The sequence below is a fragment of the Streptomyces sp. NPDC014882 genome, from assembly GCF_043081325.1.
GTDB lineage: Bacteria > Actinomycetota > Actinomycetes > Streptomycetales > Streptomycetaceae > Streptomyces.
The window spans coordinates 68,028-92,329 of sequence record NZ_JBIBWL010000005.1 but is presented as its reverse complement, the minus strand read 5'-3'; the positions used below and the strand labels follow the sequence as shown (position 1 = coordinate 92,329).

Here is a 24,302-nt window from a genome sequence, read left to right as displayed (position 1 = left end):
CGAGGTGAACACGCACGGCAATCGGCGCAGGCGCGTCGGCGTTTCGGAATGCCGGCGTTTCGGGCATGAACATGCCGCAGCGCCCGGCGACGGGGATACGTCATCGGGCACCACGGCATGTTCACTGCGCTGAGCGAGCTGAGGCCGGCGGGTCTCGGCGTCAGGACGCGAGGACCTCGTCGAGCAGGGCCTCGGCCTTGTCCTCGTTCGTGTTCTCCGCGAGCGCGAGCTCGCTCACCAGGATCTGGCGGGCCTTGGCGAGCATGCGCTTCTCACCGGCGGAGAGTCCGCGCTCGCGCTCACGGCGCCACAGGTCACGCACGACTTCCGCGACCTTGATGACGTCGCCGGAGGCGAGCTTCTCCAGATTTGCCTTGTAACGACGCGACCAGTTCGTGGGCTCCTCGGCATACGGCGCGCGCAGCACCTCGAAGACCCGGTCCAGCCCGTCCTGACCGACCACATCACGCACGCCCACGAACTCCGCATTGTCCGCCGGCACACGTACCGTCAGGTCACCCTGGGCGACCTTCAGCACCAAGTAGGTCTTGTCCACGCCTTTGATCTGGCGAGTTTCGATGGCCTCGATCAGCGCGGCCCCGTGATGGGGATAGACCACGGTGTCGCCAACCTTGAACGTCATGTGACAGGTACCCCTTCCGTGGCTATCCAGGGTAACACGGAAACTGCGGGTTCTGAATGACGTTTTCGCAGGTCAGGGCATATCTCGGGGCTTGACAACAGCAACAGGAACGTGCTGCGACCGGGCGACGGAAGCAGGTATTCGCAGGTCGGAGCGGCTCTCCGCGGGCGCCGAAACGCGCATGTCACACGCGCCCGGAGACCCCTCCAGGTGTCCGAACATCCCCAAATGTCCGCTTCCAGATGTGCGACTTCCGCTACTCCGTTCGGCGTCCGGAGCAGGATCCGAGCCGTTTCCGGAATTGATCACACGACCGGCCGAACAGGCGATGATCAATTCTCCCGACGCCCCCGCATTCCCGCACGGAAAATCCACGACCACCGGTGAGCGGCGCTTATGTGAATGCGCGGCCACGTCCCGGCGCGATCGCCCGGAAGACGATGCGGCTCACAGGCCGCTTATGGCCGCCAGGACGGTGGTGACCACGGTGACGAGGGGCCTCTCACGGCGGCCGATGTGGGCCCGGACCGCTCCAGAGGCGGGTCGGGTGCGGCCGTGCGGGAACGGCTCGGTAACCTAAGGCCGCTGACAGACCCTTAGGGCGGCTTTATCCAAGGAGCTGCCCCTGCGTTCCCAAGGAGTTGCCGCCGCCGTGAGCAGCAGCCTTCGACGCGGCGCCCTCGCCGCCTCCGCCCTCGTGTTCTCGATCGCCACGCTCGCCGCCTGCGGCGCCGGCAACGACCCCCAGACACTGCAGATCAAGCCGGACAACGCCGCCACCAGCGTGGGCGACATCAAACTGCAGAACGTCGTCATCATCACCCAGCCCGACCCGGAGGCCACGGGCCCCGCCGCCATCTCCGCGACCGTCTTCAACAGCGGCAGCAAGGCGCAGACCCTGGAGTCCATCGCCGTGGACGGTGCCCCCGGCACCGCCGAGATCAAGCCCGCGAAGGGCGACGGCAAGCTGACCGTCCCGGCCGGCGGCTCCGTCGTCATCGGCGGCGAGAACAACGCCACCGCCAGCCTCTCCAGCACCCCCGAGGCGGTCCAGGACGGCAACGCCCAGAAGGTCACCTTCACCTTCAGCGAGACCGGCGAGATCAGCCTGCGCGCCTTCGTCGTCCCGGCCGAGCACTACTTCGCCGAGTGGGGTCCGAGCGACGTCCCGAGCGCTCCGGCGGAGTCCGCCTCCGAGTCGCCGTCCGCCTCCGAGTCCCCGTCCGCCGGCGAGTCGGCCTCCGCGAGCCCGGGCACCGAGAGCCAGGGCCCGGGCGGCACGGCCTCCCCGAGCGCCTCGTAGTCGGAGACGGCAGCGGGCCGGGCGCCGTACGCCCGGCACGTACGCAGGGCGAAGGGGCGGCACCCCCGGCGGGGTGCCGCCCCTTCGTCATGAGCCCCGGCGGATCACCACTCACGGATCACCACTCACGGCTCGCGGCTCACGGCTGGCTGCCGGCTGCCGGCTGCTCGCGGTCTACGGCTCGAACTTGTAGCCGAGGCCCCGCACCGTCACCAGGTACCGCGGGGCGCCCGGGTCGGGTTCGATCTTCGCGCGGAGGCGCTTGACGTGGACGTCGAGGGTCTTGGTGTCGCCGACGTAGTCCGCGCCCCAGACCCGGTCGATGAGCTGCATGCGGGTCAGGACGCGGCCCGCGTTGCGCAGCAGCATCTCCAGGAGGTCGAACTCCTTGAGGGGGAGGTCGACCTTGGAACCGGAGACGGTGACGACGTGGCGGTCGACGTCCATCCGGACCGGGCCGGCCTCCAGGGCCGCCGGGGCGACCTCCTCCGGCTCCCCGCGGCGCCGCAGCACCGCGCGGATGCGGGCCACCAGCTCACGGGAGGAGAACGGCTTGGTGACGTAGTCGTCGGCACCTATCTCGAGGCCGACCACCTTGTCGATCTCGCTGTCCTTGGCCGTCACCATGATCACGGGGACGTTGGAGCGGCCGCGCAGCTGGCGGCAGACCTCCGTGCCGGGCAGCCCCGGCAGCATCAGGTCGAGAAGCACGAGGTCGGCGCCGTTGCGCTCGAACTCGTCGAGCCCGTCGGGCCCCGTGGTCGCGACGGCGACCTCGAAGCCCTCCTTGCGGAGCATGTACGACAGGGCGTCGGAGAAGGACTCCTCGTCCTCGACGACGAGCACACGGGTCACGGAAGGACCTCCGGGGCGGAAAGCGTCTGGTACGCGGTTGACTCAGGGGGTGAAGCAGGTGAAGCGGGTGAGGCATGGGGGGTGCCGGCGGAGGACCCGCCCTCCACGTGGTCGTCGAGGTCGGGGTGCTGCTGGGCACGGTCGCGGGCGGCGCCCGCCTCCGGCAGTCGCAGCGTGAACGTGGAGCCCTGTCCCTCTGCGCTCCACACCGTGACCTCCCCGCCGTGCGAGGCGGCCACGTGTTTGACGATCGCCAGCCCGAGGCCCGTACCGCCGGTGGCACGGGAGCGGGCGGGATCGACCCGGTAGAAGCGCTCGAAGATGCGCTCCTTGTCCTTGTCCGAGATGCCGATGCCCTGGTCGGTCACGGCGATCTCGATCAGTTCCCCGCCGTGCACGGTGACCCGACGGGCGGCGATGCCGACGCGGGTGCGGGCGGGTGAGTAGTTGACGGCGTTCTCGACCAGGTTGCCGAGGGCCGCGGCCAGCTGGCCCCGGTTTCCCCAGACGCGCAGGTCGGCGGTGCCCTCCGCCCGTTGACCGGCACCGGGCTCGAGTCCTTCGGCCGCCCCCACGTTCGCGGCCATGGTGATCTGCTTGGCGCCGGCCTGGTGCCGGCAGCGGTCGACGGCCTCGGCGACGAGTTCGTCGACGCGGACCGGTTCGGCGTCCTCGAGGGGGTCGTCGTTCTGGACCCGGGAGAGGTCGATCAGCTCCTGGACCAGGTTGGTCAGACGGGTCGCCTCGATCTGCATCCGGCCGGCGAAGCGCTCCACCGCCTCGGGGTCCTCGGAGGCGTCCATGACGGCCTCGGAGAGCAGCGAGAGGGCGCCGACCGGGGTCTTCAGCTCGTGGCTGACGTTCGCGACGAAGTCGCGGCGGACGGCCTCGATGCGCCGGGCCTCGGTGAGGTCCTCGACGAGCAGGAGGACGAGCCGGGAGCCGAGCGGAGCCACCCGGGCCGACACCGCGAGGGCCTCGCCCCGGCCGGTGCCGCGCCGGGGCAGGTCCAGCTCCACCTGCCGTATCTCGCCGTCGCGTCGGGTGTCGCGTGCCATCTGGAGCATCGGTTCGACGGCGAGCTTGCCGCCGCGGACCAGCCCGAGGGCGTACGCGGCGGAACTCGCCTTGACGACGGCGTCGGCCTCGTCGAGGACGACGGCCGAGGAACGGAGCACGGACAGGACGGTGTCCACGCCCGGCGGAAGCACGGGATCGGTGTGCAAGGAGGTCCTGGTGGGTCGGTTCTGGTCGCGTTCGCTCCAACGGAACGCCAGCACGGCGATGACACCGGTGAGCACCCCGGCGATCGCTGCCGCTGCGGCGACCGCCGCGTTCACGTCCATGCGTCCAGGTTAGGCATGCCGTACGGCCTGGCCACAGCCATCGAGGTGCGACCTCGAACACTCGTCGCCCAGAGTTCACCTTGGAGCCAGGGGTGGTTCATTTGGGGTGACGGAATCCGACGCGTACGGGGCGGACCGTGGCACCGTGGGGTTCGCAGCGCCGGTTCCATGGCCGGTTCAGGCCCCCGGAACCCCGGAGAACCACGTACGAGAGGGAACCCTGATGCGGGACGCGTACCACGAGGAACTGGACTCGATCGGCGACGGTCTGGTGGAGATGGCCCGGCTGGTGGGGTCGGCGATCGGGCGCGCCACGACCGCCATCCTCGATGCCGATCTCAAGCTGGCCGAGAGCGTGATCGAGGCCGACCAGAAGGTCGACGAGCTTCAGCACGACCTCGAGGCGCGGGCCATTGCGCTGCTCGCACGCCAGCAGCCGGTGGCGACCGACCTGCGCATAGTCGTCACGTCGCTGCGCATGTCGGCCGACCTGGAGCGCTCCGGCGACCTCGCCCAGCACGTGGCGAAGCTGGCCCGGCTGCGCTTCCCCGAGCGGGCGGTGCCGCAGGACCTGCACGCCACCATCCTGGAGATGGGGCAGCTCGCGCAGCGCCTGATGGCCAAGGCGGCCGAGGTGATCATCACGAAGGACGTCGACCTCGCGCTCCAGCTGGAGACCGACGACGACGCGATGGACCTGCTGCACCGCACTCTCTTCCAGCACCTGATCGACGACCGCTGGAAGCACGGCATCGAGACGGCCGTCGACGTGACGCTGCTCGGCCGCTACTACGAGCGCTTCGCCGACCACGCGGTGGCCGTCGCCAAGCGCGTCGTGTTCCTGGTGACGGGCGAACACGCGGACAACCTCCAGCAGGACCTGGCGACCGAGATCCAGCCCGTCGCGGGGCCGGAGGAGGCGTAGCCGGCGCGCGGCCGGAGGGTGCGCGGCCGGCGCGGTGGTGGAGGAGGCGTGGCCGGCGCGCTGGTGGAGGAGGCGTGGCCGGCGCGCTGGTGGAGGAGGCGTGGCCGGCGCGCTGGTGGAACGGGCCGGGGTCGGCGCGGTCCGTCGAGCCCTCTGCGGCGGGGCCGCCCGAGGGGCGCGGTCCGCGCGGTCCGTCCCGTGGGCGCGTCGCCGGAGGGGGCGCGGTACGTCCCCTCCGGCACGGGCCGGAGGCTCCCGGAAGCCCCCGTGCGCCGTTGATGCGCCCGCCCCCACGGGCGTGAACTGGGCACAGGCGCTCCTGCCTCCAGGCCTCCAGGAGGAACCCATGGCCGAAGCCCCCGGCAAGCCCGACCCCACCCAGGACCACCCGACCGAGCAACCCGCCGAGATCAGGAACATGCCCCTGCTCGCGGCGTGCGGCTGCGGCTCGGGGTGCGGCTGCGGCTGCCAGTCGGGCAGCCCCTGCCAGTGCGGCTGAGACGCTACGAGGAGAGGGGGCCGGCCGCGGGACGCGCCGGCCCCCTCTTCTCACGCTCCTCCCCTCCCGGCCGTCCCCCTGGCTCCCCCCTGGCTCCCTCCTGCTCCTCTCCCGGGCCCCTCCTCGCCCTCCCGGCTCCTCCCCTGACGCGTCCCCTGCCCGCGCGAGCGCGGACGTACGGGCGCAGCATGGAGAGAGCGGCGGCAGGCGGGCCCTCATGCGCGGCGTGCCTGCGTGAGAAAGGGGATGCGGTCATGACCAGGTTCATGGACGTCCACCACGGCATGAAGGGCATCACCGCCGACCAACTCCACCAGGCCCACCAGGCCGACCTCGCGATCGAGGCGGAGGAGAGCGTCCACTTCGAGGGCGCCTGGGCGGACCCGGAGTCCGGCACCGTCTACTGCCTGTCCGAGGGCCCCTCCGCGGAGGCGGTCCAGCGCGTCCACGAACGCGCGGGCCACAAGGCGGACGAGATCCACGCGGTGCCACTGTCGGTGTGACCGGGGCCCGCGCCATCGGCGACGGAGACGGTCCCGGCCCACGGAGACGGTGCCCGGCCCCACCGGCAGGCCCCCCGCACCGCTGCCGTCGACCGGTACGACGGCCGGGCGGGGACACCGGCGCACGCCCGCGCCGGGCGTTGCCGATGTCGGCCGTGGACGTCGGAGACACTCCGGAACGGGACTGTCACAGCGCGGTCGGACACTCGGCCGATCCCCGGCCGCACCTGATCCGTACCGCCGCCGACGGGACTTCCCGCGCCCTTGCGACCTTGCGCCCTGCCCGTGGACGCGTGGCCGAGGCGGGCGGAGCCGGCCGGATTCGAACCGGCGTCCTCGCGGTTTTGGAGACCGCGCGCGACCACCTCTGCGCTACGGCTTCGCCCGGCCGGGATCCTAGTCCTCCCGGTCACTTCCGCGGTGGCGGGTCGGACGGGTGACGACGGCCGTGAACGCGTGTCCCCGGTCCGGGCGGCGCGCTCAGCCACGCGCGAGGGTGGTGACCAGGACGTCTCGGTGGGCGGGCCGGCCGGCGTCCAGCGGGCGGACCGGTGAGACCTCGTGCAACGTCGTGCGGTCGTCGCCCAGGAGCAGGGTGCCGGGACGGCTGAGAGTCGCGGTCAGCAGTTCGGCGCCGTCCGGGGTGGACACCGTGCTCTCGCCACCGACGACGTTCACCCGGTCGATGAGCAAGGAGGTGACCAGGGTGACTCCGTCGCGGTGTCGTCCCTCGGGCGTGGGCCGCCCCCCGTTGCCGGCCTCGGCCACGACCCTGAAGGGGTGCACCTCGGCACTCCACTCGTCCGCGGCGTCCAGGCATGCGGCGACCCGGCCGAGCATGCGGAGCAGTGCTGCCAGCAGAGGCTCACGCAGGAAGGCATCGGTCAACGGTTCGAAGTGACGGTTCACCTCCACATACAGCGGATTGCTCTCCTCCGGCTGGACGAAGGCGCCGTGCGGCCTCGTCCGGAGCTCCCCCGCGCGGGACAGGGAGAAGTGCCCGTAGCGTCGCAGCCGCCGTGTCCCCGTCTCGGCCGCGTAGGGGTCCGGCGCCAGATCCTCCCAGTGCGCGGCGAACCGCGCCCACCCCTGCTCGTCCGTGCCCAGACACGTCGAGACGGCGGGCGGCGCCATGACGTGGCAGCCCACCGAGACGAGAGCCCGGCAGGCCTCCTCGACCGGTCGGCGGACGTCATCCACGGCCACGCGGCTGATCCCGTGGTCCCGGCCCACTGCGCTGCGGTGTCCTTCGCCCATGGACCCATGCTCGGATGCGGCACGAGGCTCCGCATCCGCTGCGTCCCGGACGGCACTCGACCATGCGCTCCGACCGCCCCAGAACCCCGCCGGACGAGGTCCCGCAGAGAGACCGGACCATGAAAAAGCCCCCGCCCCACGCCGTAAGCGCAGGCCGGGGACGTGATCGCGAAGGCTACTTCTTCTTGCCCTGGTTCTTGACCGCCTCGATGGCCGCTGCGGCCGCCTCGGGGTCGAGGTAGGTGCCGCCGGGGGTGAGCGGCTTGAAGTCGGCGTCCAGTTCGTAGGACAGGGGGATGCCCGTGGGGATGTTCAGGCCCGCGATGTCGGCGTCGGAGATGCCGTCCAGGTGCTTGACCAGGGCGCGGAGCGAGTTGCCGTGGGCGGCGACCAGGACCGTGCGGCCGGTGAGGAGGTCGGGGACGATGGCGTCGAACCAGTACGGGAGCATGCGGACGACGACGTCCTTCAGGCACTCCGTCCGGGGGCGCAGCTCCGGCGGCAGGGTCGCGTAACGGGCGTCGTCGAACTGGGAGTACTCGGCGTCGCGGTCCAGCGGCGGGGGCGGGGTGTCGTAGGAGCGGCGCCAGAGCATGAACTGCTCCTCGCCGAACTCGGCGAGCGTCTGGGCCTTGTCCTTGCCCTGGAGGGCGCCGTAGTGACGCTCGTTCAGGCGCCAGGAGCGGTGGACCGGGATCCAGTGGCGGTCGGCGGCCTCGAGGGCCAGCTGCGCGGTGCGGATCGCGCGCTTCTGGAGGGACGTGTGGACCACGTCGGGCAGCAGGCCGGCGTCCTTGAGCAGCTCACCGCCGCGGACCGCCTCCTTCTCGCCCTTCTCGTTGAGGTTGACGTCCACCCAGCCGGTGAACAGGTTCTTCGCGTTCCACTCGCTCTCGCCGTGGCGGAGGAGGATCAGCTTGTACGGTGCGTCGGCCATGGCTATGAGCGTAATCCAAGGTTTTGGGGGCCGGTGCCCCGTGCCCGAGGGGCGGACAGCCGGCGGACGGTTGACGGGATCTGTTAATCGAGTGGTCGCCGGGGCCCGGCCCCTCGTAAGTTCTAGGCACCGCCTGCGCCGCTTACATCCGGGGGATCCGTCATGCCGTCCGTCGTCTCCGTCAGAGCCTTCCGGCATGCCGCCCGGGAGACGGTCTCCGGGTTGCCCCGCGAGTTCTGGTGGCTGTGGATCAGCACCCTGGTGAACCGGCTCGGCGCCTTCGTCGCCACCTTCATGGCGCTGTACCTCACCCTCGACCGCGGCTACTCCGCCTCGTACGCCGGTCTCGTCGCCGCGCTGCACGGGCTGGGCGGGGTCGTCTCGTCCCTCGGCGGCGGCGTCATGGCCGACCGGCTGGGGCGGCGGCCCACGATGCTCGTGGCGCAGACCGCCACCGCGCTGTCCGTGGCGGCGCTCGGCTTCGTGCACCACCCGCTCGCCATCGCCGGTGTCGCCTTCCTCGTCGGCATGGCCTCCAACGCCTCCCGGCCCGCCGTGCAGGCGATGATGGCCGACATCGTGCGGCCGGAGGACCGGGTCCGGGCGTTCTCCCTGAACTACTGGGCCATCAACCTCGGCTTCGCGATCTCGTCCATGGGCGCCGGGTTCATCGCCGAGTTCAGTTACCTCGCCGGCTTCCTGATCGAGGCCGGCATGACCCTGGCCTGCGCGATCGTCGTCTTCCTGAAGCTGCCCGAGTCACGGCCGGAGCAGCCGGGCGCGGGCGGCAAGGGCAACAAGGGCAGCAAGGGCAGCAAGGGGGACGAGGGCGGCAAGGGTGCTCCGGAGGAGGCCGTCGGGCTGGGGACCGTCCTGCGCGACCGGCGGTTCATGGGGGTGGTCGGGCTGTCGTTCCTGGTCGCGTTCATCTTCCAGCAGGGCGCGATCGGCCTGCCGGTGGCGATGGGCGCGGCCGGCTTCACCCCGGCCGACTACGGCATGGCGATCGCCGTCAACGGCGTCCTGATCGTCGTCCTCCAGATCCCCGTCACCCGCTTCATCCAGCACCGCGACCCGGGCCGGCTGCTGGTGGTCTCGTCCGTGCTCGCGGGGTACGGCTTCGGGCTCACCGCCTTCGCGGGATCGGTCGGCGTGTTCGCGCTCACCGTCTGCGTGTGGACGCTCGCCGAGATCGTCAACGCGCCGACCCAGACCGGGCTCGTGGTCCGCCTCTCCCCCGTCCACGGGCGCGGCCGCTACCAGGGCATGTACACCCTGTCGTGGGCGGTGGCCTCGCTCGTCGCCCCGCTGATGTCCGGTGTCGTCATCGACCGGTACGGCGCGGAGTGGCTGTGGGGACTGTGCGCGGTCGTCGGGACGGCGGCGGGCGCCGGGTACGCGGTGCTGATGCGGCGCCTGCCCGCGGAGGAGCCCGCGACCGGGCCGGCGGCGGCACGCACCGGCGAGCCCGCCGCGGAGCGCGCCACGGACCTCGCCGGCGAGGGGCCGGCCGCGGCCCCGGCGGACGTCGCGACCGCCTGAGCGGGGCCCGCCCCGCCTGCCTCACGGATCCTCACGGATGCATCCGCGCCCCCTTCAGCACCTTGTCCACCGCGTTCCGCGGCCCGTACACCGCCAGGCCCACCGGATCCAGTGCGCCCGTCGGCACGGCCCGTACCGCCGCCCGGTTGTCGCGGTCGTTGCCGGTGGCGAAGAGGTCGCCGGTGAACACGGCGCGCGGGAGGGACCGGGAGAGCACGCGCGCGTGGGCCGCCGCCAGGGTCTCCTTGCCGCCCTCGAAGACCAGCACGGGCTGGCGGAACATCGGCAGATAGGGGACGCCGTCCGCGTCCTCGTACGGCTCCCCGACGACCTCGGGCACCTCCGTGCCCAGGCCGCTGACCAGGAAGGCGGTGACGTTCAGGCGCTGCCAGGTCTCCAGGTCCTCGCGCAGCAGGACGGCGATCTTCGTGTCGAAGCGAAGGGGTTCGGTGCTCATGCCCCGAGACTGCCGTCCGGCACACGGGGGCGTCTTGTACGTTCTTTGCATGGCCGCTTCCCGCCCGGCCCGGCAGCCGACCGCCGACGTCCGCGCCTGGCGCCCGCAGGTCCCGGGTGTCGTGGAGGTCTTCCACGCCCGCTTCACCGACTACGCCTATCCGATGCACGTGCACGAGGCGTGGACGCTGCTCATCGTCGACGACGGGGCCGTACGGTACGACCTCGACCGGCATGAGCACGGCACCCCGCACGACACCGTGTCGCTGCTGCCGCCGCACGTGCCGCACAACGGTTCCGCCGTCACCCCGGACGGCTTCCGCAAGCGGGTGCTGTACCTCGACGCGAGCGTGCTCGGCGAGGAGCTGATCGGGCCGGCCGTGGACGGGCCCGATCTGCGGGATCCGGTGCTGCGGCGGCGGGTGGGCCGGCTGCACGGCGCGCTGTCCCGGCCCGGCGACGAGCTGGAGGCCGACAGCCGGCTGGCGTTCGTCGGCGAGCGGCTGCGCGGACTGCTGCGGCCCGGCCGGGCCGTACGGACACCGTCGCGCGACCCCGTCCTGGCGCGCCGGCTGCGGGAACTGCTCGACGCGCGCGTGCCGGAGGGACTGACGCTGGACACGGCGGCCGGACTGCTCCAGGCCCATCCGACGCATCTGGTACGGGCGTTCAGCGGGGCGTACGGCATCGCGCCGCACCAGTACCTGACCGCCCGGCGGGTGGACCGGGCCCGCCGGCTGCTGCTCGACGGGCTGCCGCCGGGCGAGGTCGCGGTGGCCGCGGGCTTCTACGACCAGGCTCATCTCACCCGGCACTTCCGCAGGTTGGTGGGGGTGACACCGGGACGGTACGGCTCCGGGGGCGCGCTCGGGCCCGTGCGCGCCCCCGGTTCCGCGGGCGGCTGCCCGATGTCGACGTGGACGCCCTGACCCCCGACCGCCCGCGACCGTGGACGCCCTGCACCCGGCCGCCCGTGCGGCGAACGCGCCCCCTGGGCGGCCGGTTCGGCCCCGTACGCGCGTGACCTCCTCGGGCCGGCGGGGACCGGGGGGCCGCTGTGGACCGGTGGCGGGACGGCAGCAGGTCGGCGACGGAGGGCAGGTGGCTACTCGGGGGGTCGTCGCGTCAGGTTGCGGAACGCGTCCAGGTTGCGGGTGGACTCGCCGCGGGAGACGCGCCAGGCGTACTCCTTGCGGATCGCGGAGGCGAAGCCCAGCTCCAGCAGGGTGTTGAAGGCGCCGTCGGCGGCCTCCAGGACCTGGCCGAGGAGGCGGTCGGTCTCCTCGGGGGTGACCGTGGCAAGGGGCAGGCGGGCGGTGACGTAGACGTCGCCGAGGGGGTCGACCGCGTAACTCACGCCGTACAGCTTGAGGTTGCGCTCCAGGAGCCAGCGGTGGACGCCCGCCTCGTTCTCGTCGGGGTGGCGGATGACGAAGGCGTTCAGCGACAGGGAGTGGCGGCCGACGATGAGGGAGACGGTCGTCCTCAGTTTGCGGGTGCCGGGGAGCTGGACGACGTAGCTGCCGGGATCGGGGCTCTCCCACTCCAGCTCGGCGTCCTTCAGGACGTCCTCGATGACCCGCGCGGCCGTCCTCTCCGCGTCGCTCCCGCCGGAACCGCTCCTGCCGGAAGCACCGGTGCTGGCATCACTCGTGCTGGCGTCACCCATGCTGGGAGCGTACGTGACGGCGGTGGGCCTGCACGGCGGCCGTGTAGACGTCGGCGGTCGCGGCGGCCGCGGTGTCCCAGCCGAAGGACTGGGCGTGCCGGGCGGCCGCCGCGCCCATGCGGGCGGTCAGCTCGGGGTGGTCGGCGAGTTCGGCGAGCACGCGCGCGTAGGGGGCCGGTTCGTGGCCCCGCACCAGGAAGCCGGTCTCGCCGTCGCGGACGGCCACCGGCAGTCCGCCGACCGAGGCCGCGAGCACCGGTGTGCCGGTGGCCTGCGCCTCTATGGCGACCAGGCCGAACGACTCGCTGTAGGACGGCACGACGAGCACGGACGCGGCCCGGAACCAGTCGGCGAGCTGCTCCTGCCCGACGGGCGGCCGGAACCACACGACGTCGGAGATGCCGAGCCGCGCGGCCAGCTTCTGCAGGCCCTCCGGTTTGGCGAGGCCACTGCCGCTGGGGCCGCCGACGACCGGGACGACCATCGTCGGCCGCAGGTCGGGGCGCTCGTCGAGGAGGGCCGCGACGGCGCGCAGCAGCACGTCGGGGGCCTTGAGGGGCTGGATGCGGCCGGCGAAGAGCGGGATCAGGGCGTCCTGCGGGAGGCCCAGGCGGGCGCGGGCGGCGGCCCGGCCGTCGGCCGGGCGGAAGCGGTCGAGGTTGACGCCGGGGTGGACGACGGCGATCTTGCCGGGGTCGGCGCCGTAGTGCCGGGCGAGTTCGCCGGCCTCCTCGGCCGTGTTGGCGATGAGGCGGTCGGCGGCGGCGACGATCTGCATCTCGCCGATGACGCGGGCGGCGGGTTCGGGGGTGTCGCCGTCGGCGAGGCTGGCGTTCTTGACCTTGGCCATGGTGTGCATGGCGTGGACGAGGGGCGTGCCCCAGCGTTGGGCGGCGAGCCAGCCGACGTGGCCGGAGAGCCAGTAGTGCGAGTGCACGAGGTCGTAGTGGCCGGGGCGGTGTCCGGCCCAGGCCTGCATGACGCCGTGCGTGAAGGCGCACAGCTGCGCGGGCAGCTCCTCCTTGGCGAGGCCCTCGTAGGGGCCGGCGTCGACGTGCCGGACGAGGACTCCGGGCGCCAGTTCGACGGTGGGCGGGAGGCCGCCGGTGGTGGCGCGGGTGAAGATCTCCACCTCGATGTTGATCGCGGCGAGGCGCTGCGCCAGCTCCACGATGTATACGTTCATGCCGCCGGCGTCGCCGGTGCCGGGCTGGTGGAGGGGCGAGGTGTGCACGGAGAGCATGGCGACACGCCGGGGACGGCGGTGCAGCCGCAGCCGTGGGGGTGCCGCCGAAGAGCGACGCCCGAGCCTGCTGACGTACTGGCTCACGTGGCGTTTCCTCCTTGCTGCGGACATGCCGGGCGGAGGGTGTGGGGCGCCCTCCGAGGGATTGCAACGCCGGAGCGAGGTAGTCCCATTCCGTACGGATGTGCTGCCGGGCGGTTTTTGCCTGGCCGTTACCGTTTGTCGCTCAACCGTTCGAGGGCGGGAGGCGTCAGGGGGCGGGTGACCGGCGGGTCCTCCCCCGCCGGGTACCGCATACCCTCGTGGGCATGCCTCCCCGTTCGCCGTCCCTCCCCCGCTCTCGGCTTCGCTCGAGCGGGGGGAACTCCGTCGTGGGAACGGTCACGCGCGGGACCACCCACCCCAACCGGCTGCGTCGCATGGACCGCTGGATCGCCGCGGTCCACGGGTCCGAGCTGCGCCGCGCCGACGGTCCCGTGGCCGTGGACCTCGGCTACGGCGCCGCGCCCTGGACGGCCGTCGAGCTGCTGTCCCGGCTGCGGTCCGTCGCACCGCGCACGCGCGTGGTGGGCGTCGAGATCGAACCGGCCCGGGTCGCCACCGCGGGACCGTACGAGCGCGAGGGCCTCGTCTTCCGGCACGGCGGCTTCGAGGTCCCGGTGACCCGGCCGCCGCACCTCATTCGCGCCGCGAACGTGCTGCGCCAGTACGACGAGGACGAGGTCGCCGCGGTCTGGGAGCGGCTGCGCTCCCGGCTCGCCCCCGCCGACCCCGCGAGCGGGCGACGGGGCGGGCTGCTCGTCGAGGGGACGTGCGACGAGATCGGGCGGCGGCACGTGTGGGTCGCGCTCGGGCCGGAGGGGCCGCGCACGGTCACCTTCGCGACCCGGCTGGGCTCCCTGGAGCGGCCCTCGGACCTCGCGGAACGGCTCCCGAAGGCGCTGATCCACCGCAACGTGCCCGGCGAACCCGTGCACGCCTTCCTCCGCGACTTCGACCGCGCCTGGGCCGCGGCCGCCCCCTACGCCTCCTACGGCGCCCGCCAGCGGTGGATCCGCGCGGCGCGGGCCCTGGCCGCCGACTGGCCGGTGACGGACGGGCCGGCACGGTGGCGGCAGGGAGAGGTGACCGTGGCGTGGGAGGCGTTGGCGCCGCGCGGTTAGCGCACGGCAAACACGGCCGGGGTCCCGGCGGGCCCCGGCCGGGACCGCGGCGGGAATCGGGGCGGCCTCTCGTGCGCGGCCCGGCGCCGCGCCCGGGACGGCATCCGGCGGAATCCGGATGACACCGGACAGAACACCTGCCCGGCGGCGCCTCGTTCACCTGATCCGGCTCCGGCCCGCCCCGACCAGCCCACTTCGGACCCGCCCCGAACCCGCCCCGAACCCGCCCCGGGAACGATCCCCGTGAGGCGTTCGTCACAAAGGCGGGGAGATCGTCGTGCCGGGACGGAAGCGGAGGGAAGGACTTCCTCTGTCGTTTTCCGTCGCGGCGTGGCACGATCCCCCGGGCGACCACAAGTTACTGACGGTAAATCAGCTCTGGGGGGCGTTATGGGTACGGGCAAGCGCGGGCTGCTCGCGGCGGCCGTGGCCGTGGTGTGCGCGGTCACCGTCCTGGCGGTGCCGGGCACGGCGTTCGCGAGTCCGAGCCCCACCCCGGCCCCGACGACCGCCCCCGACCTGACCCCGCCGCCCGCGGCCGACGAGGAGCTCGAGGCGGTCCGCGAGAAGCTCGACACCCTGTACCACGACGCCGCCGTCGCCACCGACGCCTACAACGCGGCCGAGGAGCAGACGAAGAAGCAGTCCGCGGAGCTGGTCGAACTGGCGAAGAAGATCGTCGAGGGCCGCGAGAAGCTGGACGGGCTGAAGAACCGCGCCGGTGCCGCGGCCCGCTCCCAGTACCGCGGCGGCGGCCTGCCCGACGAGGCGCAGCTGCTGCTCAGCGACGATCCGGGCGAGTTCCTCGACGGTGCCGGCCGGGTGATCCGGGGTCAGCACGCCGCCAAGGGCCTGCTCGGCGAAATGACGCGCACCCAGGACGACTTGGAGCAGTACACCAAGGACGCCTCCGCCCGGTGGCAGACGCTGGAGGCCAACCGCAAGGCCAGGGCCGCCGCCCAGAAGAAGATCGAGAAGCAGATCGCGGCGGCCGAGAAGCTCGAGTCGGAGCTGGAGAAGGAGGAGAGGGAGCGCCTCGCCCTCCTCCAGGAGCAGGCCGCGCAGCGGGCGCAGACCGCCTGGCTGGACACCGGGGTACTCGACGGCGCCACCGCCGGCAAGGGCACCGCGCAGGGCACGAGGGCCGTCCGGTACGCCACCACGCAGATCGGCAAGCCGTACGTGTGGGGCGCGGAGGGCCCGGACTCCTTCGACTGCTCCGGCCTGACCTCCCGGGCCTGGGCCGGCGCCGGTGTCGTCATCCCGCGCACCTCGCAGGAGCAGTGGCGGCAGTTGAAGCGGGTCGCCGTGAAGGACATGCGCCCCGGCGACCTCGTCATCTACTTCGACGACGCCAGCCACGTCGGGATGTACGTCGGCAACGGCACGATCGTCCACGCCCCGCGCCCCGGCCGGACGATCACCCTCGCGGGAGCGGGGTCCATGCCGATCCTCGGAGTGGTGCGGCCCGACGCGTAGGACACCGGCCGGAAGGTGCCGTGCCCGGCACCGGGCCCGGACGCGGCGCCGGGCGGTCGTCGAAACCCCCGTCCCCGCACCGCCCCTGGCGCGTCCCGGCCCGCGTGACCGTGGCCACGTGACCCACGGCACGCCCTCCCGGCACCAAACCCCGGGCGGACGTGACCTTCGTCATTCCGGCCCCCGTACCGGCCTGCCCAACTGCGGTAGGGATCGCGGCATATGACAGTGACCAGAGGTCAACCGACGTGCCGTACACCATTCCGCTGCGGCGCCTTCTGCCGCTATGGTCCCCGTCGGTGGGTCGAGGTCCCTCGTCCCCGCCATGCCCTCGGGGGGAGGGAAGGAACCCGAAACGATGCCCGTACCCGTACCGCGGCAGAGAGCGATCCCGGCCGCGGAGTGTGGTCAGGCTCAGGCCGCGCCCGCAGCCGGTGGCACCACCCCGGAGGTGGACCCGCGCGCGGACGACCGGAGTGACGACCGCAAGGAAGCGAAGGCCGGGAACGGCGCCGCACCCGGCGACGGCGTCCCGCACGGAGCGGGCCCCAGCCACACCAACCTCACACTGCTGCTCATCGAGGACGACCCCACGGCCGCCCCGATCGTGCCCGACCTGCTCGACTCGGCCGGCAAGCCGATCCGGGTGCGCACCGCCCGCAACCTCACCGAGGCCGGACGGCTGCTCACCGACGACGTCCACTGCATCCTGCTGGACCTCGCCCTGCCGGCACCGGGCCGCGCCGCCGCCGACGACGAGCTGGCCGTGCTGCGGCACGTCCTGGAGCTGGCGCCCCGGCACGCCGTCCTCGCGCTCACCGCGTCCGGCGACGCCGAGCGCGGCGCGGAGGCGGTGCGCGTCGGCGCCCAGGACTACCTGTTCCGCGACGAGCTGGACGGGCGGCTGCTGAGCCGCGCCATCCGGTACGCCGTGGAGCGGAAGCGGTCGGACTCCGCCGAGCGGCGGCTCGCCGAGGGCAGGCTGCGCGCGCAGGAGAACGCCCGCCTGGAGCGCGGCCTGCTGCCCACGCCCCTGCTGGAGGGCTCCCCGCTGCGCTTCGCCGCCCGCTACCGCCCCGGCCGCTCCCGCGCGCTGCTGGGCGGCGACTTCTACGACACCGTCCGCACGCCGGACGGCACCGTCCACGCGATGATCGGCGACGTCTGCGGGCACGGCCCGGACGAGGCGGCGCTCGGCGTGGAGCTGCGGATCGCCTGGCGGGCGCTGACCCTGGCCGGACTGTGCGGCGACGAGCTGCTGAACACGCTGCAGCAGGTGCTGGAGCACGAGCGCGACGACGACGAGATCTTCGCGACGCTGTGCACGGTGGACATCGCGCCCGACGGCCGGCGCGCCGGTCTGTGCCTGGCCGGGCACCCGGCGCCGCTGATCGCCCGTCCCGACCGGCCGGCCCGGCTGCTGCCGTACGACAACAACGGCCCGGCGCTCGGGCTGCTGCCGGGCGCCCGCTGGCCGCGCATGCAGGTCGAGCTGGGCGCGGAGTGGAGCCTGATGCTCTACACGGACGGGCTGATAGAGGGGCGCGTCGGCGACGGCCGGGAGCGGCTGGGCCAGGACGGCATGGTGGAGATGATCCGCCGCCAGCTCGCGGCGGGCCTGCGCGGCGAGGATCTGCTGCGGTCCGCGGTCAACGAGGTCCGCGACCTGAACGGCGGCGAGCTGACGGACGACGTGGCGGTGGTCCTGCTGGACCGCCTGCTGTAGCGCGGCCGGTCCTCACGGCCGACGCGCACGGCGGCCGCTCACGGTGGGTTCCTGCGGAAGGCGCTCAGGGCGAGCTCTTGCGGCAGGCGGCCGACGGGGCCGCCTAGCGTCCGCCGTTGTACGGCCCGTACGGTCCGTCGCTGCTGGAGCCGCCGCCCCGGTGGCTGCGGCCGCCGCCCGGCAGGGAGCGCAGGGCGGGCCGGACGTCGACCATGTACACGATGGTCGCGATCAGGCCGATGATCGGCAGGAACGACAGGATGGGAAAGATCAGGTTCACCACGAAGGCGAGCCCGAGGATGATCATCCAGAACGGCTTGGTCTGCTTGTCGGCGGCCCGGTAGCCGTCCTCGCGGCGGATCGCCGCATCGAACAGGGCGAAGCCGCTGAAGACGATCAGGGCCAGGCTCAGCAAAGACATGAACCCGGCGAAACCTTGCATCAGCACTACGTCCACCACCCGACTCGGCACGACATCGCTCGTCCTTACGCGGTCACCGTACCCGCAACCGCGCTCGCGCTACCCGGACAACGGGCCGGGCACTCCCCGAGTGCCCGGCCCGTCACCGTTTCCGTTTCCCTGTCCGCGCCGCGTGCCGGCCGCCGGTCTCACTTGGCGGGGGGCGTGGTCTTCTTCGCGGTGGTCTTCCGGGCGACCGGGGCCTTCTTGGCGGGGGCCGCCTTCCTCGCCGCGGCGTCCACGTCGGCCATGGCGGCCGCGGCGGGCTTCGGCTCGTCCTTGACCGCCACCGGCCCGGGCTTCGGCTCGTCCTTGGCCGCGACCGGGCCGGACTTCGGCTCGGTCACCGGCTCGTTCCGGCCCTCGACCACGATGGCCAGTTCCTCGATGTCCTCGGCGGCCTCGCCGCGCCAGGTCCGCACGGCCTGCTCGCCGTGCTCGGCGACCTTCTCGTAGGTCTCCCGGGCCTTGACGGCGTACTCGGCGGCGACGCCGACGCCGCGCAGCGCGATGTCCTGGGCGGACTCGCCGAGCTTCTTCAGGTCGGCGTCGAGCGTGGTGCCGAGCTTCTTGAGGTCGCCGTCGAGGGAGGAGAGGAACTCGGTGACCTTCGTCTGGAAGGTCTCCTGGGCCTCCTTCGCCTTGGCGCCGGCCTCCTTGGCGCGGGCGGCGGCCCGCTCCTGGACGGCCTTGGGGTCGGTGTTGCGGACGGCCTCGAAGCGGGCGGGCGCCTCGGTGCGCAGCTGCTCCACCAGGCCCGGGACCTTCTTCGCCTGCTTGAGGGCCAGGTCGGCGGTGCCGGCGGCGAAGTAGAGCGGAGTGGGGTCGCTGAGGGTCTTGCGCAGGTCGTCGTTGATGGCCATGGTGATGGTCCTCCCGTATTCGCGTGCGTCGCGTTCGTCGATGTCGGTTGGTGCGGGTCCGCAGTCGGGCGGCCGGTCCCCTGGACCGGTCAACCGGCCGTCTGCTGCGGATCGGCGTCGGTGCCGCCGACCGTGCGGGTGCTGCCTGGTACGGCGCCCTCACCGTGCTGGGCGTCCACCGTGCCGTCGCCGCCCGCGAACCCGTTCTCCTTGCGGAAGGACTCGTAGATCTGCAGCAGCACCTGTTTCTGCTGCCCGGTCAGCGTGGGATCGGCGAGGACGACGGCCCGCGTCTCGACGTCGTCCCGGTCGCGCTCGGCATCGAGGATGCCGGCCCGGACGTACAACGTCTCGGCGGAGATCCGCAGCGCCTTGGCGACCTGCTGCAACACCTCCGCGCTCGGCTTGCGCAGCCCGCGCTCGATCTGGCTCAGGTACGGATTGGACACCCCGGCGGCGTCGGCGAGCTGCCGCAGCGAGAGCTGGGCGTTTCGCCGCTGCTCGCGCAGGTACTCACCGAGATTGCCGACGTTGAGCGATGCCATGCCTCCACAGTGCCCCACTCTCGCTAACAATTGCAAGCATTCGCTTGCAAAAGTGCGCCACGCCACGCCGGGGACCACCCGATCCGCGCAACGGCCGTGCGGCCCCGGCCGACGGGCCCTGCCGGCGTGAGCGGTCCGGCCGTTGTCAGTGGGCCGCGCGAGGATGGGGCATGCGCACCGATGACTGGCACCTCACCGAAGACGTCGACGAATTCCTCGCCCGCGCCGGAGGGTTCCTGCGCTCGCGCCCCGCCCTGCACACCACGCCGCTGTCGGTGACCGAGAAGCTGCGGACGCAGCCCACCGAAGGCGTCGTGTTCGGTGCGCTGGAGCGGGCGGGCGAGGTCGAGGCGACCTTCTACCGCTTCCCGGCCCGCGGCCTGAGCGTCACCTCCCTCACCCCCGGGCAGGCGGACGCGCTCGCCGCCCGCCTGATCGCCCTCGGGCACTCCCTCCCGTGGGTCACCGCGGACGACGGCACCGCCACGGCGTTCGCCGAGGCCTGGCGGCGGCGCACGGGCGCGACGCCGACGGTCCGGGTGCGGCTCCGCCTCCACCGCCTCGGCACGCTCACCCCGCCGGAGCCGATGCCGGCGGGCCGGGCCCGGCTCGCGGGGGAGCGTGACCACGAGCACCTCATGCGCTGGTGCCGCGAGTTCGCCGCGGACGTGGCGGAGGACGTCACCATCGACGCCGGCACCTGGGCCGGCACCCGCTTCGCCGAGAAGCACTACACCTTCTGGGAGACGCCGGACGGCACACCCGTCTCCATGGCGGGCGCGAACCCGATGGCCGGCGGCCAGGTCCGGGTGGACCCCGTCCACACCCCGGCCCACCTGCACGGCCGGGGTTACGCGGGCGCCGTGACGGCCGAGGTCAGCCGTGCCGCGCTCGCCGCGGGCGCCGAGGAGGTGGTGCTGTACACGAACGCGGCCAACCCCACCAGCAACGCCCTCTACCGGCGCCTGGGTTACGTCCCGCTCACCGACTTCACGGTGTACGACTTCTCCTGACCGGTGTCCGCGACAGCCAGGCCGCCACCGCCTCGAGGTCGCCCTTCACCAGGCCCCGTTCGGGGGCCACCCGGTACAACAGCGCGGGAGCGGGCCGGCAGGCCTCGACGTACTCCCGGTCGGCCGGGGTGATCTCGTCGTCGAGCCAGACGAAGGGGCGCCCCGCCGCCCGGGACAGCAGGGGGCGCGTCTTCCAGTGGACGCCGGGCGGGGGCGGCTCCTCGGGCAGGTCCGCCACCGGCAGCGGCGGCAGTCCGAGCCGCGGGCCGACGACCGCGTTCGCGTCCTCGCCCCAGGTCGTGGCCCACACCAGGTCGCAGCCGAGGGCCAGGAGCGCGGGGCCCAGGGCCGGGTCGACCGAGCCTACGACCGGACGGGGCGCGCCTTGACCTCGAGTCGGGTCGAGGTCGGAGGCTGTCCCCGCACACACGTATGCACATGCATCGGATTCACGGCAGGGAGTCGTCATGCGAGCGGTACAGGTGAAGGCGTTCGGCGGACCGGAGGTCCTGGAGACCGCCGACCTCCCCGACCCGGCCCCCGGGCCCGGCGAGGTCCTGATCGGGGTCGACCACGTGGACACGATCTTCGTGGAGACCCAGATCCGCGCGGGCTGGGGCCGCGAGTACTTCGACGCCGAGCCGCCGTACGTTCCCGGCGGCGGCGTCTCCGGCACGGTCGCCGCGGTCGGCGCGGGGGTGGCGGACGGCTGGCTGGGCCGGCGGGTGGCCTCGTTCGTGCGCGGTGGCTACGCCGAGCGGGCGACGGCCGCCGTCACCTCCCTCACCCCGGTCCCGGACGGCCTCGACCTGCGCACCGCCGCGGCCCTGGTGCACGACGGGGTGACCGCGCGGGGCGTCCTCGACGTCACGGGCGTGCGGGCCGGCGACCGGGTGCTGGTCCTGGGCGCCTCGGGCGGGATGGGGACGCTGCTGGTGCAGTCGGCGAAGGCGCGCGGCGCCCGGGTCGTCGCCTGCGCGCGCGGCGGACGGAAGCTGGCGCTGGTGCGGGAACTGGGCGCGGACGCGGTCGTCGACGTCTCGGCGCCGGGGTGGCCCGGGGCGGCGCGGGCGGCCCTCGGCGGCTCCGGCGCGGACGTCGTCCTGGACGGCGTCGGCGGCGAACTCGGCGCCCTTTCCTTCGCGTTGGTGGCCGACGGCGGGCGCTTCTCCGCGCACGGCGCCCCGACCGGCGGTTTCGCCCCCGTCGACCCCGCGGAGGCGGGACGCCGGGACATCGCCCTCTTCGGCATCGCGGACGTGCAGTTCGGCGAGGACGAGGTGCGACGCCTGCGGACGGCCGCGCTCCGGGAGGCCGCGGCCGGACGGCTGCGGCCGGTGGTGGGCCGGGTCTTCCCACTGGCGGAGGCGGCGGCCGCGCACGCGGCGGTGGAGGGGCGTGCGGTCGTCGGGAAGGTGCTGCTGAAGGCGTGAGCGCGCGACGGGAGGCGTGAGCGCTCCTGAAAGGCGCAGCGCGCGGCTGGAGACCCGAGCCGCCCGGCGTGCCCCGGACCCGCCGGGGCACGCCGGGCGCGGGACGGCCTGCACGGGGCGCCGGGCCGGCCTACGCCAGCGCCCGGGCCAGGAACGGGTTCGCGGTGGCCGGCACGGGCAGGCCCAGGGAGGCGGTCGCGGCGGCGAGGGTCTCGGCGTAGGAGTCGACGGCGCGGCGGACGTTGGGGGCGTCCAGGCCGGCGCCGGTCCGCAGCCGGTCGAGGTCGATGTAGGCCGAGCGGACGATCTCGATCCACCGGTAGACCCGCCAGTCGTCGCGCCAGTTCCTCGTGCGCGCGGCGGGCAGTTTCCGCTCCCAGCGCGAGAACATGCGTTCCCGGATCTCCGGCCTGGTCGGGGTCAGGTGCATGTGCCGGACCAGGTCGTACAGGGGATCGCCGACGAGGGCCATCTCCCAGTCGATGATCGTCAGCGCCAGCCGGTCGTCCCGCCGCACCAGGTTCCACGGGTTGAGGTCGCCGTGCAGCAGGGCGGGCTCGCGGTGGCTCAGCCCGTGCCGGGAGAGGAGCTGCCGCAGCCGGGTGTCGTCGGGCAGGCCGAGCGTCCGGGCGAGCTGGAGGGACTCCTTCGGCAGGCCGCGCACCAGGCCGACCAGCTGTTCGGTGAGCCACAGGTAGAAGTCGACCTCGTGGACGTCGGGTTCGACCAGGCCGTGGTCCACCTCGGTCAGCGCGCAGAGCTGGTCGACGAGGGCGTCCGCCTCGTGCGGGAGGAGGCCGTCGACCGGGTGGCGGGGCGGTCCGACGTAGGTGTGGATCGCGAACGGCTCGTTCGGGTAGCTCTCGCCCAGGGCGAGGACCCGGGGCGCGGCGACCTGCGCCCGGGACCGCTGGATGGCCTCCAGGACGGTGTGCTCGCTCAGGTGACTGGGCTCGCGCCGTGTGACGCCGGGCAGCTTGCGCCGTACGACGACGGGGGCGCCCGGGTTCCCCGCCCAGACCACCGAGTTGAGGTGGGCGGTGCCCTTGAAGACGCGGTCGGCCGGGGCGGCGCCCTCCGCCAGCAGGGCCTCGCGGACCGCGGACGCCGGGAAGTCGTCGCGCTCGGGCAGGCGCGGGTCGGGCCGCCAGTCGTAGGCCTTCGCCGCCCAGGACCGGCCGCTGACGTCGCCGCGCGACGCTAGCCACCGGAAGAGGGCGCCCTCGATCTCGCCGCGGGCGGGCACGTCGCGCAGCCGCAGCGGCTCCGCCGCCGCCTCCAGGGCCCGGCCCACCTCCGCCGTCACCTCGTCCAGGCTCTGCTGGGTGAAGGGGCCCTGGACCGCGCGCGCGGCCCGCATGACGTCCGGGTAGACCGACTGCGCCCGTTCGAAGTCGAGGTAGTGCCGCAGGTCCTTGGCGAGGCCGTTGACCGCGGCCGGGCGGTGGCGGCCCATGGCGCGCGCCCACGCCTCCACCACCTCCGGCCACTGGCTGTCCGGGTAGCGCATCCGCACCAGGTGGGTGGCGAGTTCGTGCAGGGGGTCGCCGTAGGTGGCCAGTTCCCAGTCGACGCAGACGAGCGGCGGGGAGCCGTCGTAGGACATGATCAGGTTGTCCCGGTGCAGGTCTGCGTGGAGCAGGCTGTACGGCCGCCGCGTCATCGGGGGGATCCGGTCGGCGAGGGCCCGCAGGGCGTCCTCGGGGATGCCGAGGGCCGTGAAGAGGCCGCCGAACCGCTCCCAGTGGGGGCGGCGGATCTGCCGGTCGGCGAGGCGGGCGAGGGACTTCAGGAAGCCCTGGCTGTCGGTGTGGTTGCCGGGCCAGCCGGCCGGCAGGGGCGGCAGCGCGGTCCGGCGCACCTCGGTCAGCCGGCACAGCAGCTCGGCCAGTGCCTCTGTCAGCAGGGCGTCGACGGGCTTGCCGTTCCCGCAGACGGCGGAGAGCGGAACGCCCTCGACGTAGCTGTGGAGGGCGAAGCCCGGCCGTCTGACCAGGCATGTGGGCACGTGGGGCAGGACCTCGTGGACCGCGTCGAGGATCGCGGCCTCGTCCCGCCAGGTCCTGATCACCACCGGCAGCGCGTCGGCGCGCGGGATCCGCACGGTCACCGGTGTACCGGCCGGCCGGCCCAGCAGCGCCGCCACGTCCTCCGTCAGGGGCAGCACGTGGTTCCGGTGGTGGTGCCCGCCGGTGGCGGGAGTGGACCGGGCGACCGCGACGAACCGCTGGAGCAGGGCGTCGGACGGGTCACCGGCGGGTCGAACCCCGAGCAGGTCACGGGGAACGAGGGGCTCGACCACGGGCCGCTCCGGTTGCTCACACTCGATCGGATGGGTACGGCACACGTTAAGCGCCGGACGGGGCGCCGAACGACCGGGAGCGACGGGGAAGTGGCCGAACGGGTGGTCTGCCCTTCGTCCGCGCCGGGCCGCCCGGG

General features: G+C 73.3%; 24 protein-coding genes and 1 tRNA gene. 11 read left to right on the top strand and 14 right to left on the bottom strand.

Features of this window, described 5'->3' with window-relative positions:
• Positions 1-160 precede the first annotated feature (160 nt).
• Positions 161-643: a CarD family transcriptional regulator gene (locus tag ACF09K_RS14030; protein ID WP_003953493.1), complete on the bottom strand. Its 483-nt coding sequence runs from the start codon at positions 641-643 to the stop codon at positions 161-163.
• Positions 644-1,295: 652 nt separating this feature from the next.
• On the opposite strand from ACF09K_RS14030, the gene ACF09K_RS14025 reads away from it, so the two are divergent.
• Positions 1,296-1,946 (top strand): DUF461 domain-containing protein, encoded by a 651-nt coding sequence (locus ACF09K_RS14025; protein ID WP_392243347.1) that lies wholly within the window; start codon positions 1,296-1,298, stop codon positions 1,944-1,946.
• A gap of 174 nt (positions 1,947-2,120) precedes the next feature.
• Here ACF09K_RS14025 and ACF09K_RS14020 read toward each other — a convergent pair whose 3' ends face one another.
• The gene (locus ACF09K_RS14020; protein WP_073941673.1) at positions 2,121-2,801 is read right to left on the bottom strand and encodes a response regulator transcription factor; all 681 of its coding nucleotides are present in this window, start codon (positions 2,799-2,801) and stop codon (positions 2,121-2,123) included.
• Entirely contained in the window at positions 2,798-4,147 is a 1,350-nt protein-coding gene (locus ACF09K_RS14015; protein ID WP_392243346.1) for a sensor histidine kinase, read from the bottom strand. The genes ACF09K_RS14020 and ACF09K_RS14015 overlap by 4 nt, the downstream gene beginning before the upstream one ends.
• A 223-nt stretch (positions 4,148-4,370) precedes the next feature.
• On the opposite strand from ACF09K_RS14015, the gene phoU reads away from it, so the two are divergent.
• The 3 genes from phoU (at position 4,371) to ACF09K_RS14000 (ending at position 6,074) form a co-directional block, all read left to right on the top strand.
• The gene (phoU, locus tag ACF09K_RS14010; protein WP_392243344.1) at positions 4,371-5,072 is read left to right on the top strand and encodes a phosphate signaling complex protein PhoU; all 702 of its coding nucleotides are present in this window, start codon (positions 4,371-4,373) and stop codon (positions 5,070-5,072) included.
• Between the two features lie 346 nt (positions 5,073-5,418).
• A complete protein-coding gene (locus ACF09K_RS14005) occupies positions 5,419-5,571 on the top strand; it encodes a hypothetical protein (RefSeq protein ID WP_392243342.1) in 153 nt (50 codons plus the stop codon).
• Positions 5,572-5,825: 254 nt separating this feature from the next.
• Positions 5,826-6,074 (top strand): SCO4226 family nickel-binding protein, encoded by a 249-nt coding sequence (locus ACF09K_RS14000; protein WP_392243340.1) that lies wholly within the window; start codon positions 5,826-5,828, stop codon positions 6,072-6,074.
• 307 nt (positions 6,075-6,381) lie between these two features.
• Here the strand turns inward: ACF09K_RS14000 and ACF09K_RS13995 are convergent.
• From ACF09K_RS13995 to ACF09K_RS13985, 3 genes are all read right to left on the bottom strand, one after another.
• A tRNA-Trp gene (locus ACF09K_RS13995) sits at positions 6,382-6,456 on the bottom strand.
• Between the two features lie 98 nt (positions 6,457-6,554).
• A complete protein-coding gene (locus ACF09K_RS13990; protein ID WP_392243339.1) occupies positions 6,555-7,331 on the bottom strand; it encodes a 2OG-Fe dioxygenase family protein in 777 nt (258 codons plus the stop codon).
• 175 nt (positions 7,332-7,506) lie between these two features.
• Complete coding sequence (locus tag ACF09K_RS13985) at positions 7,507-8,268, bottom strand: phosphoglyceromutase (RefSeq protein WP_363086845.1); 762 nt, start codon at positions 8,266-8,268, stop codon at positions 7,507-7,509.
• Between the two features lie 162 nt (positions 8,269-8,430).
• Between ACF09K_RS13985 and ACF09K_RS13980 the strand changes: the two genes are divergently transcribed.
• Complete coding sequence (locus ACF09K_RS13980) at positions 8,431-9,810, top strand: MDR family MFS transporter (RefSeq protein ID WP_392243338.1); 1,380 nt, start codon at positions 8,431-8,433, stop codon at positions 9,808-9,810.
• A gap of 31 nt (positions 9,811-9,841) precedes the next feature.
• Here ACF09K_RS13980 and ACF09K_RS13975 read toward each other — a convergent pair whose 3' ends face one another.
• The gene (locus ACF09K_RS13975; RefSeq protein WP_392243336.1) at positions 9,842-10,318 is read right to left on the bottom strand and encodes a DUF2000 family protein; all 477 of its coding nucleotides are present in this window, start codon (positions 10,316-10,318) and stop codon (positions 9,842-9,844) included.
• Here ACF09K_RS13975 and ACF09K_RS13970 point away from each other — a divergent pair.
• Positions 10,317-11,195 carry a helix-turn-helix domain-containing protein gene (locus ACF09K_RS13970; RefSeq protein WP_392243335.1) on the top strand — a complete coding sequence of 293 codons (879 nt, stop codon included), beginning with the start codon at positions 10,317-10,319 and terminating at the stop codon, positions 11,193-11,195. The two genes, ACF09K_RS13975 and ACF09K_RS13970, sit on opposite strands and share 2 nt — an antisense overlap.
• Positions 11,196-11,371: 176 nt before the next feature.
• Here the strand turns inward: ACF09K_RS13970 and ACF09K_RS13965 are convergent, their stop codons facing one another.
• On the bottom strand, positions 11,372-11,935 hold the full coding sequence (locus ACF09K_RS13965) for a YbjN domain-containing protein (RefSeq protein WP_392243333.1): 564 nt from the start codon (positions 11,933-11,935) through the stop codon (positions 11,372-11,374).
• Positions 11,928-13,265: a D-inositol-3-phosphate glycosyltransferase gene (gene mshA, locus ACF09K_RS13960; RefSeq protein WP_392243331.1), complete on the bottom strand. Its 1,338-nt coding sequence runs from the start codon at positions 13,263-13,265 to the stop codon at positions 11,928-11,930. The genes ACF09K_RS13965 and mshA overlap by 8 nt, the downstream gene beginning before the upstream one ends.
• 287 nt (positions 13,266-13,552) lie before the next feature.
• Between mshA and ACF09K_RS13955 the strand changes: the two genes are divergently transcribed.
• From ACF09K_RS13955 to ACF09K_RS13945, 3 genes are all read left to right on the top strand, one after another.
• The gene (locus ACF09K_RS13955) at positions 13,553-14,344 is read left to right on the top strand and encodes a class I SAM-dependent methyltransferase (protein WP_392243330.1); all 792 of its coding nucleotides are present in this window, start codon (positions 13,553-13,555) and stop codon (positions 14,342-14,344) included.
• 390 nt (positions 14,345-14,734) lie between these two features.
• Positions 14,735-15,823, top strand: a complete 1,089-nt coding sequence (locus tag ACF09K_RS13950) for an NlpC/P60 family protein (RefSeq protein ID WP_392243328.1) — start codon at positions 14,735-14,737, stop codon at positions 15,821-15,823.
• A gap of 358 nt (positions 15,824-16,181) precedes the next feature.
• Positions 16,182-17,549 carry a PP2C family protein-serine/threonine phosphatase gene (locus ACF09K_RS13945; protein ID WP_392243327.1) on the top strand — a complete coding sequence of 456 codons (1,368 nt, stop codon included), beginning with the start codon at positions 16,182-16,184 and terminating at the stop codon, positions 17,547-17,549.
• A 103-nt stretch (positions 17,550-17,652) separates the two neighbouring features.
• Here the strand turns inward: ACF09K_RS13945 and ACF09K_RS13940 are convergent, their stop codons facing one another.
• The 3 genes from ACF09K_RS13940 to ACF09K_RS13930 all read right to left on the bottom strand — a co-directional run bounded on the left by ACF09K_RS13940 (position 17,653) and on the right by ACF09K_RS13930 (position 19,417).
• On the bottom strand, positions 17,653-17,970 hold the full coding sequence (locus ACF09K_RS13940; RefSeq protein ID WP_392243326.1) for a DUF2516 family protein: 318 nt from the start codon (positions 17,968-17,970) through the stop codon (positions 17,653-17,655).
• 188 nt (positions 17,971-18,158) lie between these two features.
• Positions 18,159-18,872: a hypothetical protein gene (locus ACF09K_RS13935; protein ID WP_392243325.1), complete on the bottom strand. Its 714-nt coding sequence runs from the start codon at positions 18,870-18,872 to the stop codon at positions 18,159-18,161.
• Between the two features lie 89 nt (positions 18,873-18,961).
• Complete coding sequence (locus ACF09K_RS13930; RefSeq protein WP_392243323.1) at positions 18,962-19,417, bottom strand: helix-turn-helix domain-containing protein; 456 nt, start codon at positions 19,415-19,417, stop codon at positions 18,962-18,964.
• Between the two features lie 170 nt (positions 19,418-19,587).
• Here ACF09K_RS13930 and ACF09K_RS13925 point away from each other — a divergent pair, with 170 nt between their 5' ends.
• Positions 19,588-20,430 carry a GNAT family N-acetyltransferase gene (locus ACF09K_RS13925; RefSeq protein WP_392243322.1) on the top strand — a complete coding sequence of 281 codons (843 nt, stop codon included), beginning with the start codon at positions 19,588-19,590 and terminating at the stop codon, positions 20,428-20,430.
• Here the strand turns inward: ACF09K_RS13925 and ACF09K_RS13920 are convergent.
• Positions 20,408-20,860, bottom strand: a complete 453-nt coding sequence (locus ACF09K_RS13920) for a hypothetical protein (RefSeq protein ID WP_392243321.1) — start codon at positions 20,858-20,860, stop codon at positions 20,408-20,410. The genes ACF09K_RS13925 and ACF09K_RS13920 overlap by 23 nt on opposite strands.
• Before the next feature lie 37 nt (positions 20,861-20,897).
• Between ACF09K_RS13920 and ACF09K_RS13915 the strand changes: the two genes are divergently transcribed.
• On the top strand, positions 20,898-21,863 hold the full coding sequence (locus tag ACF09K_RS13915) for a zinc-binding dehydrogenase (RefSeq protein ID WP_392243320.1): 966 nt from the start codon (positions 20,898-20,900) through the stop codon (positions 21,861-21,863).
• A 130-nt stretch (positions 21,864-21,993) separates the two neighbouring features.
• Here ACF09K_RS13915 and ACF09K_RS13910 read toward each other — a convergent pair whose 3' ends face one another.
• The gene (locus ACF09K_RS13910) at positions 21,994-24,165 is read right to left on the bottom strand and encodes a phosphotransferase (RefSeq protein WP_392243318.1); all 2,172 of its coding nucleotides are present in this window, start codon (positions 24,163-24,165) and stop codon (positions 21,994-21,996) included.
• Positions 24,166-24,302: the final 137 nt, after the last annotated feature.

Excerpts from the sequence above, each read along its gene's own strand:
- ACF09K_RS13985 (WP_363086845.1), bottom strand. The coding sequence starts at position 8,268 with ATGGCCGACGCACCGTACAAGCTGATCCTCCTCCGCCACGGCGAGAGC.
- ACF09K_RS13940 (WP_392243326.1), bottom strand. The coding sequence starts at position 17,970 with ATGTCTTTGCTGAGCCTGGCCCTGATCGTCTTCAGCGGCTTCGCCCTG.
- ACF09K_RS13935 (WP_392243325.1), bottom strand. The coding sequence starts at position 18,872 with ATGGCCATCAACGACGACCTGCGCAAGACCCTCAGCGACCCCACTCCG.
- ACF09K_RS13950 (WP_392243328.1), top strand. The coding sequence starts at position 14,735 with ATGGGTACGGGCAAGCGCGGGCTGCTCGCGGCGGCCGTGGCCGTGGTG.
- ACF09K_RS13975 (WP_392243336.1), bottom strand. The coding sequence starts at position 10,318 with ATGCAAAGAACGTACAAGACGCCCCCGTGTGCCGGACGGCAGTCTCGG.
- ACF09K_RS13980 (WP_392243338.1), top strand. The coding sequence starts at position 8,431 with ATGCCGTCCGTCGTCTCCGTCAGAGCCTTCCGGCATGCCGCCCGGGAG.
- ACF09K_RS14030 (WP_003953493.1), bottom strand. The coding sequence starts at position 643 with ATGACGTTCAAGGTTGGCGACACCGTGGTCTATCCCCATCACGGGGCC.
- ACF09K_RS13925 (WP_392243322.1), top strand. The coding sequence starts at position 19,588 with ATGCGCACCGATGACTGGCACCTCACCGAAGACGTCGACGAATTCCTC.
- ACF09K_RS13930 (WP_392243323.1), bottom strand. The coding sequence starts at position 19,417 with ATGGCATCGCTCAACGTCGGCAATCTCGGTGAGTACCTGCGCGAGCAG.
- phoU (WP_392243344.1), top strand. The coding sequence starts at position 4,371 with ATGCGGGACGCGTACCACGAGGAACTGGACTCGATCGGCGACGGTCTG.
- ACF09K_RS14015 (WP_392243346.1), bottom strand. The coding sequence starts at position 4,147 with ATGGACGTGAACGCGGCGGTCGCCGCAGCGGCAGCGATCGCCGGGGTG.
- ACF09K_RS14000 (WP_392243340.1), top strand. The coding sequence starts at position 5,826 with ATGACCAGGTTCATGGACGTCCACCACGGCATGAAGGGCATCACCGCC.
- ACF09K_RS13945 (WP_392243327.1), top strand. The coding sequence starts at position 16,182 with ATGCCCGTACCCGTACCGCGGCAGAGAGCGATCCCGGCCGCGGAGTGT.
- ACF09K_RS13915 (WP_392243320.1), top strand. The coding sequence starts at position 20,898 with ATGCGAGCGGTACAGGTGAAGGCGTTCGGCGGACCGGAGGTCCTGGAG.
- ACF09K_RS13970 (WP_392243335.1), top strand. The coding sequence starts at position 10,317 with ATGGCCGCTTCCCGCCCGGCCCGGCAGCCGACCGCCGACGTCCGCGCC.
- ACF09K_RS13965 (WP_392243333.1), bottom strand. The coding sequence starts at position 11,935 with ATGGGTGACGCCAGCACGAGTGATGCCAGCACCGGTGCTTCCGGCAGG.
- ACF09K_RS14005 (WP_392243342.1), top strand. The coding sequence starts at position 5,419 with ATGGCCGAAGCCCCCGGCAAGCCCGACCCCACCCAGGACCACCCGACC.
- ACF09K_RS13990 (WP_392243339.1), bottom strand. The coding sequence starts at position 7,331 with ATGGGCGAAGGACACCGCAGCGCAGTGGGCCGGGACCACGGGATCAGC.